14 protein-coding genes are annotated in these 18,558 nt (G+C 49.6%); 11 read left to right on the plus strand and 3 right to left on the minus strand.

Translation table 11 applies throughout. The features are described 5' to 3' along the window. Positions 1-144: prophage transcriptional regulator OgrK (gene ogrK, locus WES_RS22510; protein ID WP_071599468.1), on the plus strand; the 144-nt coding region annotated here is incomplete at its 5' end. Positions 145-462: 318 nt separating this feature from the next. Here ogrK and pflB read toward each other — a convergent pair. From pflB to ycaO, 3 genes are all read right to left on the minus strand, one after another. Continuing rightward, entirely contained in the window at positions 463-2,745 is a 2,283-nt protein-coding gene (gene pflB / locus WES_RS13300; RefSeq protein WP_001292807.1) for a formate C-acetyltransferase, read from the minus strand. 54 nt (positions 2,746-2,799) lie between these two features. Beyond that, on the minus strand, positions 2,800-3,657 hold the full coding sequence (gene focA, locus WES_RS23980) for a formate transporter FocA (RefSeq protein ID WP_000642546.1): 858 nt from the start codon (positions 3,655-3,657) through the stop codon (positions 2,800-2,802). 405 nt (positions 3,658-4,062) lie between these two features. Beyond that, positions 4,063-5,823: a 30S ribosomal protein S12 methylthiotransferase accessory factor YcaO gene (gene ycaO, locus WES_RS13295; RefSeq protein ID WP_016157992.1), complete on the minus strand. Its 1,761-nt coding sequence runs from the start codon at positions 5,821-5,823 to the stop codon at positions 4,063-4,065. 129 nt (positions 5,824-5,952) lie between these two features. Here ycaO and WES_RS13290 point away from each other — a divergent pair, with 129 nt between their 5' ends. The 10 genes from WES_RS13290 to lpxK all read left to right on the plus strand — a co-directional run bounded on the left by WES_RS13290 (position 5,953) and on the right by lpxK (position 18,542). After that, on the plus strand, positions 5,953-6,645 hold the full coding sequence (locus tag WES_RS13290) for a DUF421 domain-containing protein (protein WP_000642858.1): 693 nt from the start codon (positions 5,953-5,955) through the stop codon (positions 6,643-6,645). A 198-nt stretch (positions 6,646-6,843) separates the two neighbouring features. Then, on the plus strand, positions 6,844-7,932 hold the full coding sequence (serC, locus tag WES_RS13285; RefSeq protein WP_016157993.1) for a 3-phosphoserine/phosphohydroxythreonine transaminase: 1,089 nt from the start codon (positions 6,844-6,846) through the stop codon (positions 7,930-7,932). A 70-nt stretch (positions 7,933-8,002) separates the two neighbouring features. Beyond that, positions 8,003-9,286, plus strand: a complete 1,284-nt coding sequence (gene aroA / locus WES_RS13280; RefSeq protein WP_000445175.1) for a 3-phosphoshikimate 1-carboxyvinyltransferase — start codon at positions 8,003-8,005, stop codon at positions 9,284-9,286. Positions 9,287-9,454: 168 nt separating this feature from the next. Beyond that, positions 9,455-10,219, plus strand: a complete 765-nt coding sequence (gene ycaL / locus WES_RS13275; RefSeq protein WP_001295345.1) for a metallopeptidase YcaL — start codon at positions 9,455-9,457, stop codon at positions 10,217-10,219. Positions 10,220-10,391: 172 nt separating this feature from the next. Then, positions 10,392-11,075: a (d)CMP kinase gene (gene cmk / locus WES_RS13270; RefSeq protein ID WP_000125014.1), complete on the plus strand. Its 684-nt coding sequence runs from the start codon at positions 10,392-10,394 to the stop codon at positions 11,073-11,075. 110 nt (positions 11,076-11,185) lie between these two features. Next, positions 11,186-12,859 (plus strand): 30S ribosomal protein S1, encoded by a 1,674-nt coding sequence (rpsA, locus tag WES_RS13265; protein WP_000140327.1) that lies wholly within the window; start codon positions 11,186-11,188, stop codon positions 12,857-12,859. A gap of 159 nt (positions 12,860-13,018) precedes the next feature. Then, positions 13,019-13,303, plus strand: coding sequence for an integration host factor subunit beta (ihfB, locus tag WES_RS13260; RefSeq protein WP_000167336.1), 285 nt, complete (start codon positions 13,019-13,021; stop codon positions 13,301-13,303). Between the two features lie 206 nt (positions 13,304-13,509). Then, positions 13,510-15,774: a ComEC family protein gene (locus WES_RS13255; RefSeq protein ID WP_016157994.1), complete on the plus strand. Its 2,265-nt coding sequence runs from the start codon at positions 13,510-13,512 to the stop codon at positions 15,772-15,774. Positions 15,775-15,810: 36 nt separating this feature from the next. Next, positions 15,811-17,559: a lipid A ABC transporter ATP-binding protein/permease MsbA gene (msbA, locus tag WES_RS13250; RefSeq protein WP_000551252.1), complete on the plus strand. Its 1,749-nt coding sequence runs from the start codon at positions 15,811-15,813 to the stop codon at positions 17,557-17,559. Further along, positions 17,556-18,542, plus strand: coding sequence for a tetraacyldisaccharide 4'-kinase (lpxK, locus tag WES_RS13245; RefSeq protein ID WP_016157995.1), 987 nt, complete (start codon positions 17,556-17,558; stop codon positions 18,540-18,542). The genes msbA and lpxK overlap by 4 nt, the downstream gene beginning before the upstream one ends. Positions 18,543-18,558 lie beyond the last annotated feature (16 nt).

Genomic DNA, 18,558 nt, shown 5'->3' on the forward strand with positions numbered 1-18,558 from the left:
CGTTATCACCAGTGTCAGAACGTGAATTGCAGCGCCACGTTCATCACTTATGAGTCGGTACAGCGATACATCGTGAAGCCGGGAGAAGTCCACGCTGTAAGGCCGCACCCGTTACCATCAGGGCAGCAAATTATGTGGATGTAATTACAAACAGAAAGCCCCTCAGTCGAGGGGCTTTTTTGTCGATGTGGTCAATGTGTGGACGTGACCAGAAATAAATCCTTTTATTTCATGTGATTAGATATCAAAAAATGTCACCAATAACTGACATTGCGGTGTTTCTCCAGATGTGGCCCATCTGAGGCCGTGTTGGTGCGCAGCTCGAAGGCTACGTCGAGTCTGTTTTGGCAGTTACCTTAAAGTATAGATAGCTGACAAAAAAGGCTCTCTTGCTAAAAAAGGCCCCACTTTCGTGGAGCCTTTATTGTACGCTTTTTACTGTACGATTTCAGTCAAATCTAATTACATAGACTGAGTGAAGGTACGAGTAATAACGTCCTGCTGCTGTTCTTTAGTCAGCGAGTTGAAACGTACTGCGTAGCCAGATACACGGATGGTCAGCTGCGGATATTTTTCCGGGTTTTCCATCGCGTCGAGCAGCATTTCACGGTTCATCACGTTCACGTTCAGGTGCTGACCACCTTCGATGGACGCTTCGTGGTGGAAGTAACCATCCATCAGACCTGCCAGGTTGGTCTTACGAACTTCGTCGTCTTTACCCAGTGCGTTCGGAACGATAGAGAAGGTGTAGGAGATACCATCTTTAGCGTAGGCGAACGGCAGTTTAGCAACGGAAGTCAGAGACGCTACAGCACCTTTCTGGTCACGACCGTGCATCGGGTTAGCACCCGGTCCGAACGGCGCGCCAGCACGACGACCGTCTGGGGTGTTACCGGTTTTCTTACCATACACAACGTTAGAAGTGATGGTCAGAACAGACTGAGTCGGGATAGCGTCACGGTAGGTGTGCAGTTTCTGAATTTTCTTCATGAAACGTTCTACCAGATCAACAGCCAGGTCATCTACACGCGGATCGTTGTTACCAAACTGCGGGTATTCGCCTTCGATTTCGAAGTCGATAGCCAGACCGTCTTCGTCACGAATCGGTTTAACTTTCGCATATTTGATTGCAGACAGGGAGTCAGCAGCAACGGACAGACCAGCGATACCACACGCCATGGTGCGGATAACGTCACGGTCGTGCAGCGCCATCAGAGAGGCTTCGTAGCTGTACTTGTCGTGCATGTAGTGGATGATGTTCAGTGCAGTGATGTACTGTTTAGCCAGCCAGTCCATGAAGTGATCCATGCGCTCCATCACTTCATCGTAGTTCAGGAGATCGCCTTTGATCGGTTCAGACTTCGGACCAACCTGCATTTTCAGTTTTTCGTCAACGCCGCCGTTGATTGCGTACAGCATGGTTTTCGCCAGGTTTGCACGCGCACCGAAGAACTGCATTTGCTTACCAACGATCATCGGGCTTACGCAGCAAGCGATAGCGTAGTCATCGTTGTTGAAGTCCGGACGCATCAGGTCATCGTTCTCATACTGCAGAGAAGAGGTGTCGATGGACACTTTAGCGGCGAATTTCTTGAAGTTCAGCGGCAGTTTTTCAGACCACAGAATGGTCATGTTCGGTTCCGGAGACGGACCCATGGTGTACAGGGTGTTCAGGAAACGGAAGCTGTTTTTGGTAACCAGGGTACGACCGTCGAGGCCCATACCACCGATAGATTCGGTTGCCCAGATCGGGTCGCCAGAGAACAGTTCATCGTACTCCGGAGTACGCAGGAAGCGAACCATACGCAGTTTCATGACCAGGTGGTCAACCATTTCCTGCGCTTCTTGTTCGGTGATCTTGCCAGCTTTCAGGTCGCGTTCGATGTACACATCCAGGAAGGTGGAAGTACGACCGAAGGACATTGCAGCACCGTTTTGAGACTTAACAGCAGCCAGGTAGCCGAAGTAAGTCCACTGGATAGCTTCCTGAGCGTTGGTAGCCGGACCAGAGATGTCGTAGCCGTATTTAGCAGCCATTTCTTTCATCTGACCCAGAGCGCGGTGCTGTTCAGCGATTTCTTCGCGCAGACGGATGGTCTGTTCCAGGTTTACGCCGTTTTCCAGATCAGCCTGCAGAGAGGTGAACTGTGCCAGTTTGTCTTTCATCAGGTAGTCGATACCGTACAGCGCAACGCGACGGTAGTCACCGATGATACGACCACGGCCATAAGCATCTGGCAGACCGGTCAGAACACCAGATTTACGGCAACGCAGGATGTCCGGAGTGTAAACGTCGAACACGCCCTGGTTGTGAGTTTTACGGTATTCAGTGAAGATTTTTTTGATCATCGGATCCAGTTCGCGGTTGTACGCTTTGCAGGAACCTTCGATCATTTTGATACCACCGAACGGGATAAGAGCACGTTTCAGCGGAGCTTCAGTCTGCAGACCAACGATTTTCTCAAGCTGCTTGTTGATGTAGCCAGCGTCGTGAGAAGTGATGGTGGAAGCAACAGCGGTGTCAAAGTCAACTGGCGCGTGAGTGCGGTTTTCCAGTTTAACGCCTTCCATTACTTTGTCCCACAGGGAAGTGGTCGCTTCAGTAGCGCCAGCCAGGAAGGACTCGTCACCCTCATACGGAGTGTAGTTTTTCTGAATGAAGTCACGGACGTTTACTTCATTCTGCCAGTCACCTTTGGTAAAACCTTCCCAGGCTGTGGCTAACTTTTCATTAAGCTCGGACATGTAACACCTACCTTCTTAAGTGGATTTTTTATTTACTGCGTACTTCGACAACCATTAATGGTGATCGTTTTCACGCAGGTAAATGACCCAGTATGTCAACCCAACCAACAAACCACCGCCGATAATATTACCGATCGTAACCGGAATCAGGTTATCAGTGATGAAGTTCATCACGGTCAGGTGAGAAAAATTTTCCGGTGCTGAACCGACAGCGGTCCAGAATTCCGGAGATGCGAAGTCGCGGATTACAATACCCATCGGGATCATAAACATGTTTGCGATACTGTGCTCAAAACCGCTGGCAACAAACATCGCGACCGGCAGCACCATGATAAACGCTTTGTCCATCAGGCTGCGGCCAGAATAGCTCATCCATACCGCCAGGCATACCATCAGGTTAGCCAGGATACCGAGGCAAACCGCCTCAATAAAAGTATGGTGCACTTTGTGGTCGGCGGTTTGTAGGACGTTAAGTCCCCATTGACCATTGGCGGTCATATACTCGCCGGAAAGCCACATTAAAAGTACAAATAACAACGCGCCGACCAGGTTGCCAAAATAGACGTTCAGCCAGTTTTTCGCCAACTGGCCCCAGGTGATGCGCCCACTCGCCTTGGCAACAACAATCAACACTGTGGAAGTAAAGAGATCGGCTCCGCAGACAACACAAAGAATCAGCCCCAGAGAGAAGCAAATGCCGCCAACCAGTTTGGCCATGCCAAAGGGCATTGTGCCTGTGCCAGTAGTTGCTGTGATATAGAAGACGAATGCGATTGAGATGAAAACACCGGCGGTAATCGCCAGATAGAAAGTCTTAAGCGGATGTTTCGTTGCTTTATAGACACCTGCCTCTTCGGCCACTTTGGCCATTGCTGCAGGAAGTAAAAGATCAAAAGGGTTGTCAGCTTTCACACTAACTCTCTCTTTATTAAGTCGGCGACGAGATACTAACAAAGCATTATAGATGAGAAATTGATATAGATCATATCTCGCCTGGCTTATAGGCCCGTAACTCGCATGGTTTTTATGCAAATACGGAGTAAATATTTGATTATCCAAATAAAAATAAATTTTAAAAATTAACAAATGAGTTGAATTTTTTCCGCATCCTCCGCTAAAACAGTTAATTAAAAGGGAGCAACAGGCAAATAAACTAACAATATCGATCGTATTTATTAAATATAAATTACCGATATTTAACCTTGTAATTACAATTATTTTATTAATGCAAATATATGTAAAGCGGGGCATTAAAAAAACGCCCCGTAATATAACTCAGCCAAATCATTAAGCCTACATTGCGTAGGCTATTTGATTTTATTTTGCCCAGAATGCCGCTTTGGCGCGCTGCAGCTTTTCGTAGGCTTTTAACAACGACTGATGCGCCGCAAATGCGTGCAGATCGCTATCTACCGGTTGCAAGCCATAAAACGCCGCTTCGCCACTCATTGCCGCACTGGCTGCTTCTACCGCATCTGCGCCGTACATACGAACGAAGGCATTCAGATATTGCAGCGGCTGGCGATCTTCTTCCTGCGCCAGCAATAACAATGTTTGCAGGCAGCGATAATAGTTGGCGCGTTCCGGACTGAACACCGATGAGTTAAACTCCATCGTCCATTCAGTCCAGATCAGAGCTTGTTCCATATCGCCGCCAGCCAGTGCCAGCATTGCTTTTAATTCACCGATACGCAGAGTGTACCAGCCGTTATCTGGTCCGGTCGCCAGACCTAACAGCTCACGCACGCGGGTAAAGTCGTCAAAACCTTCTTCATCCAGTTGCTCGATGAGGTTCAGGTAATCTTCTTTTTCCCACTCACTGCCTGGTAACGAAAGGATCGTTTCACGTAAATGGCTGCCCATACTGTTATTTGCCAGCCACAGATCTTCCGCCGGATAAATATCGGACATACCCGGCACGATAATGCGGCAAGCATAAACGCCCAGATGCTCGTAATCGGCAATATAAACTTCTTTATCCTCTTTGTTGAAGATAGCCATCAGCGTGGCAAACTCTTCTTCAGTGGTACCAGAGAAATTCCAGTCCACAAACGGATAATCGGCATCTTGTTTGAAAAGATCCCAAGAGATCAAACCGCTGGAATCGATAAAGTGCGTTTCGAGGTTAGTATGTTCGGCGACTTCTTCATCATCGAAGGTCGGCGGAGTAAACACATCCAGATCCTTCAGGCCACGGCCTTGCAGCAGCTCGGTCACGGTACGTTCCAGTGCAACGCCAAAATCAGGATGCGCGCCGAAGGAGGCAAAACAAGTGCCATTGGTCGGGTTGAACAGTACGACGCAGATCACGGGATACTGACCGCCAAGCGAGCCGTCATAAGCAAAGATTGGGAAACCTTCCGCTTCCAGTGTTTCGATCGCTTCAACTACAGCCGGATAACGTGCAAGCACATCTGCCGGGATCTCCGGCAAGCTGATGCTTTCAGCAATAATGCGGTTTTTCACGTAGCGTTCGAAAACTTCGGACAATCCCTGAACGCGCGCTTCGTTGCGGGTATTACCGGCGGACATACCGTTGGAAACGTACAGGTTACCGATAATATTCATCGGAATATAAACGGTCTGATTGTCAGACTGGCGCGTAAACGGCAGGCCACATATACCGCGATCTTCATTACCGGATTGCAGATCAATCAGCATACTGCCGGTCAGTTCATTTTCCGGGTCATAAAATGCGCGCAGACGGTCATCGAGCAGGCCTTCCGGCACGTGATCGCTTTCTGTCAGTGGAAACCATTTTTCGTTGGGATAATGGACGAACGGACCATTGGCGATAGTTTCGCCCAGCCAGAAATCAGCAAAAAAGTAGTTGGTTGAGAGACGCTCGAAATATTCGCCCAAGGCAGAAGCCAGCGCCGCTTTTTTGGTTGCGCCTTTACCGTTGGTAAAACACAGTGCGCACTCTTTGTCGCGAATATGTACAGACCAGACGTTAGGCACTGGATTCAGCCAGGAAGCTTCTTCAATCTGAAAACCGAGGTCGGAGAGTTTTTGCTGGAAGCGAGCGATGGAATCTTCCAGGGCGGCATCTTTGCCGGGGATAAATGTTTGTGTCATGAAAATCACTTTAGTCGTACGGAAAGCGCGCAATAATACGGGTTTTATCTCAAAGGCGCTATCACCGCCACCACGCCGGTGAACTGTTGACTATGCTTTTAGCGGATAAATTACGATAAGAGCATAAAAATGAAGGCGTTCGATCTCCACCGTATGGCATTCGATAAAGTGCCGCTGGATTTTCTTGGCGAAGTCGCTCTACGGAGTCTCTATACCTTTGTTCTGGTCTTTCTGTTTCTAAAAATGACTGGAAGGCGTGGAGTGCGGCAAATGTCGCTATTTGAAGTGTTAATCATTCTGACGCTGGGGTCAGCTGCAGGGGATGTGGCGTTTTACGACGATGTGCCGATGATCCCGGTGCTTATCGTCTTCATTACCCTGGCGTTGTTATACCGCCTGGTGATGTGGCTGATGGCGCACAGTGAGAAACTGGAAGATCTGCTGGAAGGCAAGCCGGTTGTCATTATTGAAGATGGCGAACTGGCTTGGTCGAAACTCAATAACTCCAACATGACGGAATTTGAGTTTTTTATGGAGCTGCGACTGCGTGGTGTGGAACAACTTGGACAGGTACGCCTGGCTATTCTTGAAACCAACGGTGAAATCAGCGTCTATTTCTTTGAAGATGACAAGGTGAAGCCGGGGTTGCTTATTTTACCCAGTGATTGTACCCAACGTTATAAAGTGGTGCCGGAGTCGGCGGACTATGCCTGCATCCGTTGCAGTGAAATCATTCACATGAACGCGGGTGAAAAACAATTATGTCCGCGCTGTGCAAATCCAGAATGGACGAAGGCAAGTCGGGTAAAACGGGTGACCTGACAGCAAAAACATCGGTTTTTTGACAATGATTCGAGATTTTATATTGTGTGACGCGTGCCGCATTTTTGCGCGCAACGGTTTTACCCATTGCGATGCGTGTCACTGAATGATAAAACCGATAGCCACAGGAATAACGTATTACCTGCGGTCGCAATCGATTGACCGGGGGTTAATAGCAACGCAACGTGGTGAGGGGAAATGGCTCAAATCTTCAATTTTAGTTCTGGTCCGGCAATGTTACCGGCAGAGGTGCTTAAACAGGCTCAACAGGAACTGCGCGACTGGAACGGTCTTGGCACGTCGGTGATGGAAGTGAGCCACCGTGGCAAAGAGTTCATTCAGGTTGCAGAGGAAGCCGAGAAGGATTTTCGCGATCTTCTTAACGTCCCCTCCAACTACAAAGTATTATTCTGCCACGGCGGCGGTCGTGGTCAGTTTGCTGCTGTACCACTGAATATTCTCGGTGATAAAACCACAGCAGATTATGTTGATGCCGGCTACTGGGCGGCAAGCGCCATCAAAGAAGCGAAAAAATACTGCACGCCAAATGTGTTTGACGCCAAAGTGACTGTTGATGGCCTGCGCGCGGTTAAGCCAATGCGTGAATGGCAACTCTCTGATAATGCTGCTTATATTCATTACTGTCCGAATGAAACCATCGACGGTATCGCCATCGACGAAACGCCAGACTTCGGTAAAGATGTGGTGGTCGCTGCCGACTTCTCTTCAACGATTCTTTCCCGTCCGATTGATGTCAGCCGTTACGGCGTGATTTACGCTGGTGCGCAGAAAAATATCGGCCCGGCTGGCCTGACGATCGTTATTGTTCGCGAAGACTTGCTGGGTAAAGCAAATATCGCCTGCCCGTCGATTCTGGATTATTCCATCCTCAACGATAACGACTCCATGTTTAACACACCGCCTACGTTTGCCTGGTATTTATCTGGCCTGGTCTTCAAATGGCTAAAAGCGAACGGTGGTGTGGCTGCAATGGATAATATCAATCAGCAAAAAGCAGAACTGCTGTATGGCGTGATTGATAACAGCGATTTCTACCGTAATGATGTGGCGAAAGCTAACCGTTCGCGGATGAACGTGCCGTTCCAGTTGGCGGACAGTGCGCTCGACAAATTGTTCCTTGAAGAGTCTTTTGCGGCTGGCCTTCATGCGCTGAAAGGTCATCGTGTGGTCGGCGGAATGCGCGCGTCTATTTATAACGCGATGCCGCTGGAAGGCGTTAAAGCTCTGACAGACTTCATGGTTGAGTTCGAACGCCGTCACGGCTAATGCCGAAATTTTGCTTAATCCCCACAGCCAGCCTGTGGGGTTTTTATTTCTGTTGTAGAGAGTTGAGTTCATGGAATCCCTGACGTTACACCCCATCGCCCGTGTCGATGGCACTATTAATCTGCCTGGTTCCAAGAGCGTTTCTAACCGCGCTTTATTGCTGGCGGCATTAGCACACGGCAAAACAGTATTAACCAATCTGCTGGATAGCGATGATGTTCGTCATATGCTGAATGCGTTGCAGGCATTGGGGGTGAGCTATACGCTTTCTGCCGATCGTACGCGCTGCGAAATCATCGGTAACGGCGGTCCATTAGACGCAGAAAATGCGCTGGAGTTGTTCCTTGGTAATGCGGGCACTGCGATGCGCCCGCTGGCGGCAGCACTTTGTCTGGGAAGTAATGATATTGTCCTGACTGGTGAGCCTCGTATGAAAGAGCGCCCGATCGGTCATCTGGTGGATGCGCTGCTCCAGGGCGGGGCGAAAATTACTTACCTGGAACAAGAAAACTACCCACCGCTGCGTTTACAGGGTGGTTTTGTGGGGGGCAACGTAGAAGTTGATGGCTCCGTTTCCAGCCAGTTCCTTACCGCACTGTTAATGACCGCGCCGCTTGCGCCGGAAGATACGGTTATTCGTATTAAAGGTGAACTGGTTTCTAAACCTTATATCGACATCACGCTCAACCTGATGAAGACGTTTGGTGTTGAAATTGAAAATCAGCACTATCAAAAATTTGTCGTAAAAGGCGGGCAGTCTTATCAGTCACCGGGGACTTATTTGGTAGAAGGCGATGCCTCCTCTGCGTCTTACTTCCTTGCCGCAGCAGCGATCAAAGGTGGCACTGTAAAAGTGACCGGCATTGGACGCAACAGTATGCAGGGTGATATTCGCTTTGCTGATGTGCTGGAAAAAATGGGGGCGGCCATTAGCTGGGGCGATGATTATATTTCCTGCACTCGTGGTGAACTGAACGCTATCGATATGGATATGAACCATATTCCCGATGCGGCGATGACTATCGCGACGGCGGCGCTGTTTGCGAAAGGCACCACAACGCTGCGTAATATTTATAACTGGCGCGTTAAAGAGACGGATCGTCTTTTTGCGATGGCGACTGAACTGCGAAAAGTGGGGGCTGAAGTGGAAGAGGGGCATGACTTCATTCGCATTACGCCGCCGGAAAAACTGAACTTTGCCGAGATCGCCACTTATAACGATCACCGCATGGCGATGTGTTTCTCGCTGGTGGCCTTGTCAGATACGCCGGTGACGATTCTTGACCCAAAATGTACGGCCAAAACATTTCCGGATTATTTCGAGCAACTGGCGCGGATTAGCCAGGCAGCCTGAATGAAGAACGGGCAATAAATAGCCAAATCTTTCTTTATCAAAACGTCGGCACATTGTCGGCGTTTTTTTTCGGACATTGTGAACCATTTTTATTGATGGTAGCGTTAACTGTCAATGTAAGTTGTTGATACATAATATTTATATATGATTAATCAACGGATGATTCACATGAAGAATACTAAATTACTGCTGGCGATTGCGACCTCTGCAGCATTACTGACAGGGTGTCAAAATACCCACGGTATTGATACCAATATGGCTATCAGCTCCGGTTTAAATGCATATAAAGCAGCAACGTTAAGCGATGCCGATGCAAAAGCGATTGCCAATCAGGGCTGTGCCGAAATGGACAGCGGCAATCAAGTCGCAAGTAAATCCAGCAAGTACGGTAAACGTCTGGCAAAAATCGCCAAAGCATTGGGTAACAATATTAACGGCACGCCGGTCAACTATAAGGTTTATATGACCAGCGACGTCAACGCATGGGCGATGGCGAACGGCTGTGTTCGTGTCTACAGTGGCCTGATGGACATGATGAACGACAACGAAATTGAAGGGGTTCTGGGTCATGAACTGGGGCACGTTGCGTTGGGTCACTCGCTGGCTGAAATGAAAGCCTCTTATGCGATCGTTGCCGCACGTGATGCTATTTCCGCCACCAGCGGTGTTGCTTCCCAGCTTTCCCGTTCACAATTAGGTGATATCGCAGAAGGCGCTATCAATGCTAAATACTCCCGCGATAAAGAGTCTGAAGCAGATGATTTCTCCTTTGATCTGCTGAAGAAACGTGGCATCAGCACCCAGGGACTGGTCGGTAGCTTTGAAAAACTGGCTAGCCTGGATGGCGGTCGTACCCAGTCCATGTTTGACTCTCACCCACCATCAACAGAGCGTGCGCAACATATCCGTGATCGTATCGCCTCTGGTAAGTAAATCATTGTCATCTTTCGGGCTGGTCTTCTGCCAGCCCGCTATAATTGCGCAATAAATCCCCATCTGAATACAGACAAAACTGGTTTTTGCACACAACGTTAACGATTTGTGGCGCCGACGCGTATAATGCGCGCGGTTATGTTAACGGTACGCCTGTTTTAAGGAGATAAAGATGACGGCAATTGCCCCGGTTATTACCATTGATGGCCCAAGCGGTGCAGGGAAAGGCACCTTGTGTAAGGCTATGGCGGAAGCGTTGCAATGGCATCTGCTGGACTCGGGTGCAATTTATCGCGTACTGGCGCTGGCGGCATTACATCACCATGTTGATGTGGCGTCAGAGGACGCTCTGGTGCCGCTGGCATCCCACCTGGATGTACGTTTTGTGTCGACCAATGGCAATCTGGAAGTGATCCTCGAAGGGGAAGATGTCAGCGGTGAAATTCGTACTCAGGAAGTGGCGAATGCCGCTTCACAAGTCGCCGCATTTCCTCGTGTTCGTGAAGCATTATTGCGTCGCCAACGTGCGTTTCGTGAATTGCCAGGCCTGATTGCCGATGGTCGCGACATGGGAACAGTTGTATTCCCTGATGCGCCAGTGAAAATTTTCCTTGACGCCTCTTCGGAAGAACGTGCGCATCGCCGAATGCTACAGTTGCAGGAGAAGGGCTTTAGTGTTAACTTTGAACGCCTTTTGGCCGAGATCAAAGAACGCGATGACCGCGATCGTAATCGTGCGGTAGCGCCTCTGGTTCCGGCAGCCGATGCTTTAGTGTTGGATTCCACCACCTTAAGCATTGAGCAAGTAATTGAAAAAGCGTTACACTACGCGCGCCAAAAATTGGCTCTCGCATAAGCGACCGAATTTGCAGTACCCCCGTTGCAATGGAATGACAGCGGGTATGTTAAACAACCCCATCCGGCACGGAGCCAGGTGGACGTTAAATATAAACCTGAAGATTAAACATGACTGAATCTTTTGCTCAACTCTTTGAAGAGTCCTTAAAAGAAATCGAAACCCGCCCGGGTTCTATCGTTCGTGGCGTTGTTGTTGCTATCGACAAAGACGTAGTACTGGTTGACGCTGGTCTGAAATCTGAGTCTGCCATCCCGGCTGAGCAGTTCAAAAACGCCCAGGGCGAGCTGGAAATCCAGGTAGGTGACGAAGTTGACGTTGCTCTGGACGCAGTAGAAGACGGCTTCGGTGAAACTCTGCTGTCCCGTGAGAAAGCTAAACGTCACGAAGCCTGGATCACGCTGGAAAAAGCTTACGAAGATGCTGAAACTGTTACCGGTGTTATCAACGGCAAAGTTAAGGGCGGCTTCACTGTTGAGCTGAACGGTATTCGTGCGTTCCTGCCAGGTTCTCTGGTAGACGTTCGTCCGGTGCGTGACACTCTGCACCTGGAAGGCAAAGAGCTTGAATTCAAAGTAATCAAGCTGGATCAGAAGCGCAACAACGTTGTTGTTTCTCGTCGTGCCGTTATCGAATCCGAAAACAGCGCAGAGCGCGATCAGCTGCTGGAAAACCTGCAGGAAGGCATGGAAGTTAAAGGTATCGTTAAGAACCTCACTGACTACGGTGCATTCGTTGATCTGGGCGGCGTTGACGGCCTGCTGCACATCACTGACATGGCCTGGAAACGCGTTAAGCATCCGAGCGAAATCGTCAACGTGGGCGACGAAATCACTGTTAAAGTGCTGAAGTTCGACCGCGAACGTACCCGTGTATCCCTGGGCCTGAAACAGCTGGGCGAAGATCCGTGGGTAGCTATCGCTAAACGTTATCCGGAAGGTACTAAACTGACTGGTCGCGTGACCAACCTGACCGACTACGGCTGCTTCGTTGAAATCGAAGAAGGCGTTGAAGGCCTGGTACACGTTTCCGAAATGGATTGGACCAACAAAAACATCCACCCGTCTAAAGTTGTTAACGTTGGCGATGTAGTGGAAGTTATGGTTCTGGATATCGACGAAGAACGTCGTCGTATCTCCCTGGGTCTGAAACAGTGCAAAGCTAACCCGTGGCAGCAGTTCGCGGAAACCCACAACAAGGGCGACCGTGTTGAAGGTAAAATCAAGTCTATCACTGACTTCGGTATCTTCATCGGCCTGGACGGCGGCATCGACGGCCTGGTTCACCTGTCTGACATCTCCTGGAACGTTGCAGGCGAAGAAGCAGTTCGTGAATACAAAAAAGGCGACGAAATCGCTGCAGTTGTTCTGCAAGTTGACGCAGAACGTGAACGTATCTCCCTGGGCGTTAAACAGCTCGCAGAAGATCCGTTCAACAACTGGGTTGCTCTGAACAAGAAAGGCGCTATCGTAACTGGTAAAGTAACTGCAGTTGACGCTAAAGGCGCAACCGTAGAACTGGCTGACGGCGTTGAAGGTTACCTGCGTGCTTCTGAAGCATCCCGTGACCGCGTTGAAGACGCTACCCTGGTTCTGAGCGTTGGCGACGAAGTTGAAGCTAAATTCACCGGCGTTGATCGTAAAAACCGCGCAATCAGCCTGTCTGTTCGTGCGAAAGACGAGGCTGACGAGAAAGATGCAATCGCAACTGTTAACAAACAGGAAGATGCAAACTTCTCCAACAACGCAATGGCTGAAGCTTTCAAAGCAGCTAAAGGCGAGTAATTCTCTGACTCTTCGGGATTTTTATTCCGAAGTTTGTTGAGTTTACTTGACAGATTGCAGGTTTCGTCCTGTAATCAAGCACTAAGGGCGGCTACGGCCGCCCTTAATCAATGCAGCAACAGCAGCCGCTTAATTTGCCTTTAAGGAACCGGAGGAATCATGACCAAGTCAGAATTGATAGAAAGACTTGCCACCCAGCAATCGCACATTCCCGCTAAGACGGTTGAAGATGCAGTAAAAGAGATGCTGGAGCATATGGCCTCGACTCTTGCGCAGGGCGAGCGTATTGAAATCCGCGGTTTCGGCAGTTTCTCTTTGCACTACCGCGCACCACGTACCGGACGTAATCCGAAGACTGGCGATAAAGTAGAACTGGAAGGAAAATACGTTCCTCACTTTAAACCAGGAAAAGAACTGCGCGATCGCGCCAATATTTACGGTTAAGTTTTCACTCAAACTTGAACGCGAGAAAAGCACCTGTCGGGTGCTTTTTTCATTTCTGTAATCTGGAACTGGAAGCTGCCTCGCAGCGTTTTGTGTAGTTTTCACATTCCCGTTAAATTCTTCTGAACCCGTCTCGGGGAACGCAAAACTCCCGCCAGACAACCGTTCAACAAAGTTGCACACTTTCCGAAAACAGGGAGGGGTGCATGAAAATAACGACAGTTGGCGTATGCATTATTTGCGGAATTTTTCCGCTGCTGATTTTGCCACAATTGCCTGGGACATTAACCCTTGCGAGTCTGACCGTCTTCGCCTGCGTACTGGCATTTATTCCTGTTAAAGCCGTTCGTTATTTCACGCTAACATTGCTGTTTTTCCTTTGGGGCATATTGGCGGCAAAGCAAATTTTGTGGGCAGGAGAAAACTTAACTGGCGCGACGCAGGATGCAATTGTCGAGATTACTGCTACTGACGGCATAACCACTCATTACGCTCAAATTACCCATCTACAAGGTCGACGTCTTTTCCCTGCGCCAGGCATCGTGCTGTATGGCGAGTATCTGCCACAAGCGGTTTGTGCCGGACAACAATGGTCAATGAAACTCAGAGTTCGTGCGGTTCACGGTCAGCTTAATGATGGCGGCTTTGACAGCCAGCGTTATGCTATTGCCCAGCACCAGCCTCTAACCAGGCGTTTTCTTCAGGCAAGAATCATTGAACCGGGGTGTAGTCTGCGGGCGCAATATCTGGCCTCTTTGCAAACGACCCTGCAACCTTATCTGTGGAAAGCGGTGATTCTTGGCTTAGGTATGGGTGAACGGTTATCTGTGCCCAAAGAAATCAAAGATATTATGCGCAATACTGGTACAGCGCATTTAATGGCGATATCGGGATTGCACATCGCTTTTGCGGCGTTGCTGGCAGCCGGGCTCATTCGCAGTGGGCAAATTTTCCTCCCTGGTCATTGGATCCACTGGCAGATGCCATTAATTGGCGGAATTTGCTGTGCCGCTTTTTATGCCTGGTTGACTGGTATGCAACCTCCGGCACTGCGTACCATCGTGGCGCTTGCAACGTGGGGAATGCTTAAGTTAAGTGGGCGACAATGGAGTGGCTGGGATGTCTGGTTATGCTGCCTTGCGGCAATATTGCTAATGGATCCTGTTGCCATCCTTTCACAAAGTTTGTGGCTCTCTGCTGCAGCGGTGGCGGCGCTGATTTTTTGGTATCAGTGGTTTCCCTGCCCGGTCTGGTCGCTGCCGCCAGTATTGCGCGCTATTGTTTCCTTCATCCATCTGCAACTGGGAATAACGCTTCTGCTCATGCCAGTGCAAATAGTCATATTTCATGGCATTAGTCTGACCTCGTTTATAGCAAATCTGTTCGCTATTCCCTTAGTGACATTTATCACGGTTCCGTTGATTCTCGCCGCGATGATAGTGCATTTAAGCGGACCATTAATCGTGGAACAAGGATTATGGTTTCTGGCCGACAGATCTTTGGCTTTACTTTTCTGGTTGTTAAAGAGCTTGCCAGAAGGGTGGGTCAACGTTGCTGAACGTTGGCAATGGCTATCATTTTCTCCCTGGTTATTACTGGTAGGATGGCGACTAAACGCATGGCGAACGTTGCCTGCGCTGTGCGTGGCTGGAGGCATTATGATGTGTTGTCCACTGTGGCAAAAAACACGGTCTGACGAGTGGCAGGTGTATATGCTTGATGTCGGGCAAGGGCTGGCAATGGTGATTGCGCGAAACGGCAAAGCGATTCTCTATGATACGGGCCTCGCCTGGCCAGAAGGTGACAGCGGGCAACAACTGATTGTCCCCTGGCTACGCTGGCATAACCTTGAACCGGAAGGCGTCATTCTGAGTCATGAACATCTGGATCATCGGGGAGGGCTGGACTCGATATTACGTGTCTGGCCGACGTTATGGGTCAGAAGCCCTTTAAACTGGGAACATCATCAGCCCTGTGTGCGCGGTGAAGCGTGGCAGTGGCAAGGATTACGTTTTAGCGCACACTGGCCTTTACAAGGTAGCAACGATAAAGGAAATAACCATTCCTGTGTGGTTAAGGTTGATGACGGAACGTATAGCATTCTTTTAACCGGTGATATTGAAGCACTCGCTGAACAAAAAATGCTAAGTCGTTACTGGCAACACGTGCAGGCAACATTACTTCAGGTGCCCCATCATGGCAGTAATACCTCATCATCATTGCCATTAATTCAGCGTGTGAATGGAAAAGTGGCACTGGCATCGGCATCGCGCTATAACGCATGGCGACTACCCTCCAGCAAAGTTAAAATACGCTATGAACTTCAGGGATATCAATGGGTTGATACCTCGCATCAGGGGCAAATAACCGTCGATTTTTCAGCGCAAGGCTGGCAGGTACGCAGCCTAAGGGAGCAAATTTTACCTCGTTGGTATCATCAGTGGTTTGGCGTGCCAGTGGATAACGGGTAGAATATGCGGCTATTTCAACAAATGCTGGTTTTTTGAATGCATAACGACAAAGATCTCTCTACGTGGCAGACATTCCGCCGACTGTGGCCAACCATTGCGCCTTTTAAAGCGGGTCTGATCGTGGCGGGCATAGCGTTAATTCTCAACGCAGCCAGCGATACCTTCATGTTATCGCTCCTTAAGCCACTTCTCGATGATGGCTTTGGTAAAACCGATCGCTCCGTGCTGATGTGGATGCCGCTGGTGGTTATTGGGCTGATGATTTTACGTGGTATCACCAGTTATATTTCCAGTTACTGCATTTCCTGGGTATCAGGAAAAGTGGTAATGACCATGCGTCGCCGTCTGTTCGGCCACATGATGGGAATGCCTGTGTCATTTTTTGACAAACAGTCAACCGGGACACTGCTTTCACGTATTACTTACGATTCTGAACAGGTTGCTTCGTCGTCTTCCGGCGCGCTGATTACGGTGGTGCGTGAAGGTGCTTCCATTATCGGTCTGTTCGCCATGATGTTCTATTACAGCTGGCAGTTGTCGATCATTTTGATTGTGCTGGCGCCGATCGTCTCGATTGCGATTCGTATCGTATCGAAGCGTTTTCGCAGCATCAGCAAAAACATGCAGAACACCATGGGGCAGGTGACCACCAGTGCTGAACAGATGCTGAAAGGCCACAAAGAAGTATTGATTTTTGGCGGCCAGGAAGTAGAAACGAAGCGTTTTGATAAGGTCAGCAACAAGATGCGTTTGCAGGGAATGAAGATGGTATCTGCCTCTTCCATCTCTGACCCGATCATTCAGCTGATTGCCTCTCTGGCGCTGGCATTTGTTCTCTACGCTGCGAGCTTCCCAAGTGTAATGGATAGCCTGACAGCCGGTACGATTACCGTTGTCTTCTCTTCGATGATTGCACTGATGCGTCCGCTGAAATCGCTGACCAACGTTAATGCCCAATTCCAGCGTGGTATGGCGGCCTGTCAGACGCTGTTTACCATTCTGGATAGTGAACAGGAGAAAGACGAAGGTAAACGCGAGATTGAGCGTGCTACTGGCGACGTCGAATTTCGCAATGTCACCTTTACCTATCCGGGGCGTGAAGTCCCTGCGCTGCGTAATATCAACCTGAAGATCCCAGCAGGGAAAACAGTGGCTCTGGTAGGGCGTTCGGGTTCGGGTAAATCAACTATCGCCAGCCTGATCACGCGTTTCTACGATATTGATGAAGGCGAAATCCTGATGGATGGTCACGATCTGCGCGAGTATACCCTGGCGTCGTTACGTAACCAGGTTGCACTGGTATCGCAGAATGTCCATTTGTTTAACGATACGGTTGCCAACAACATCGCTTACGCACGTACAGACCAGTACAGCCGTGAGCAAATTGAAGAAGCGGCGCGTATGGCTTATGCAATGGACTTTATCAATAAGATGGATAACGGTCTTGATACGGTGATTGGTGAAAACGGCGTGTTGCTCTCTGGCGGTCAGCGCCAGCGTATCGCTATCGCTCGAGCTTTGTTGCGTGACAGCCCTATTCTGATCCTTGATGAAGCCACCTCGGCGCTGGATACAGAATCCGAACGTGCGATTCAGGCGGCGCTTGACGAGCTACAGAAAAACCGTACCTCACTGGTGATTGCTCACCGTTTGTCTACCATTGAAAAGGCAGACGAAATTGTGGTCGTTGAGGATGGTGTCATTGTGGAACGCGGCACGCATAACGATTTGCTTGAGCACCGTGGTGTCTACGCGCAACTTCACAAAATGCAATTTGGTCAATGATCGAAAAAATCTGGTCTGGTGAATCTCCTTTGTGGCGGCTGTTGCTGCCACTCTCCTGGTTGTATGGTCTGGTGAGTGGCGCTATCCGTCTTTGCTATAAACTAAAACTGAAGCGCGCATGGCGTGCCCCAGTGCCTGTTGTGGTGGTCGGTAATCTCACCGCAGGTGGTAACGGGAAAACACCGGTCGTTGTCTGGCTGGTAGAACAACTGCAAAAACGCGGTGTTCGTGTTGGTGTTGTATCCCGGGGCTATGGCGGTAAGGCCGAGTCGTATCCGATGTTATTGTCGGCAGAGACTACCACAGCACAGGCGGGTGATGAACCTGTGCTGATTTATCAGCGTACTGGCGCGCCTGTTGCAGTTTCTCCCGTCCGTTCTGATGCGGTAAAAGCCATTCTTGCGCAACATCCTGATGTGCAGCTCATCGTAACCGACGACGGTCTACAACATTATCGTCTGGCACGAGATGTGGAAATTGTCGTCATTGATGGTGTGCGTCGCTTTGGCAATGGCTGGTGGCTGCCTGCGGGGCCAATGCGTGAGCGAGCCGGGCGTTTAAAATCGGTTGATGCGGTAATCGTCAATGGCGGCGTACCGCGTGATGGTGAAATTCCGATGAATTTAATACCGGGTCAGGCAGTGAATTTGCGTACCGGTGCTCGTTGTGACATTGCACAGCTTGAACATGTGGTGGCAATGGCGGGGATTGGTCATCCGCCGCGCTTTTTTGCCACGCTGAATATGTGTGGTGTGCAACCGGAAAAATGTGTGCCGTTGTCCGATCATCAGTCTTTGAATCATGTGGATGTCAGCGCATTGTTAAGTGCCGGGCAAACACTGGTTATGACTGAAAAAGATGCGGTGAAATGCCGGGGCTTTGCAGAAGAAAATTGGTGGTATTTGCCCGTTGACGCACAGTTTTCGGGCGCTGAGCCAGAGAAACTGCTCGCGCAACTTTCCTCGCTGGCTTCTGGCAACTAATTCGCAGCAGCAGCGT

This window comes from Escherichia sp. KTE31, assembly GCF_000407925.1.
Classification (GTDB): domain Bacteria; phylum Pseudomonadota; class Gammaproteobacteria; order Enterobacterales; family Enterobacteriaceae; genus Escherichia; species Escherichia ruysiae.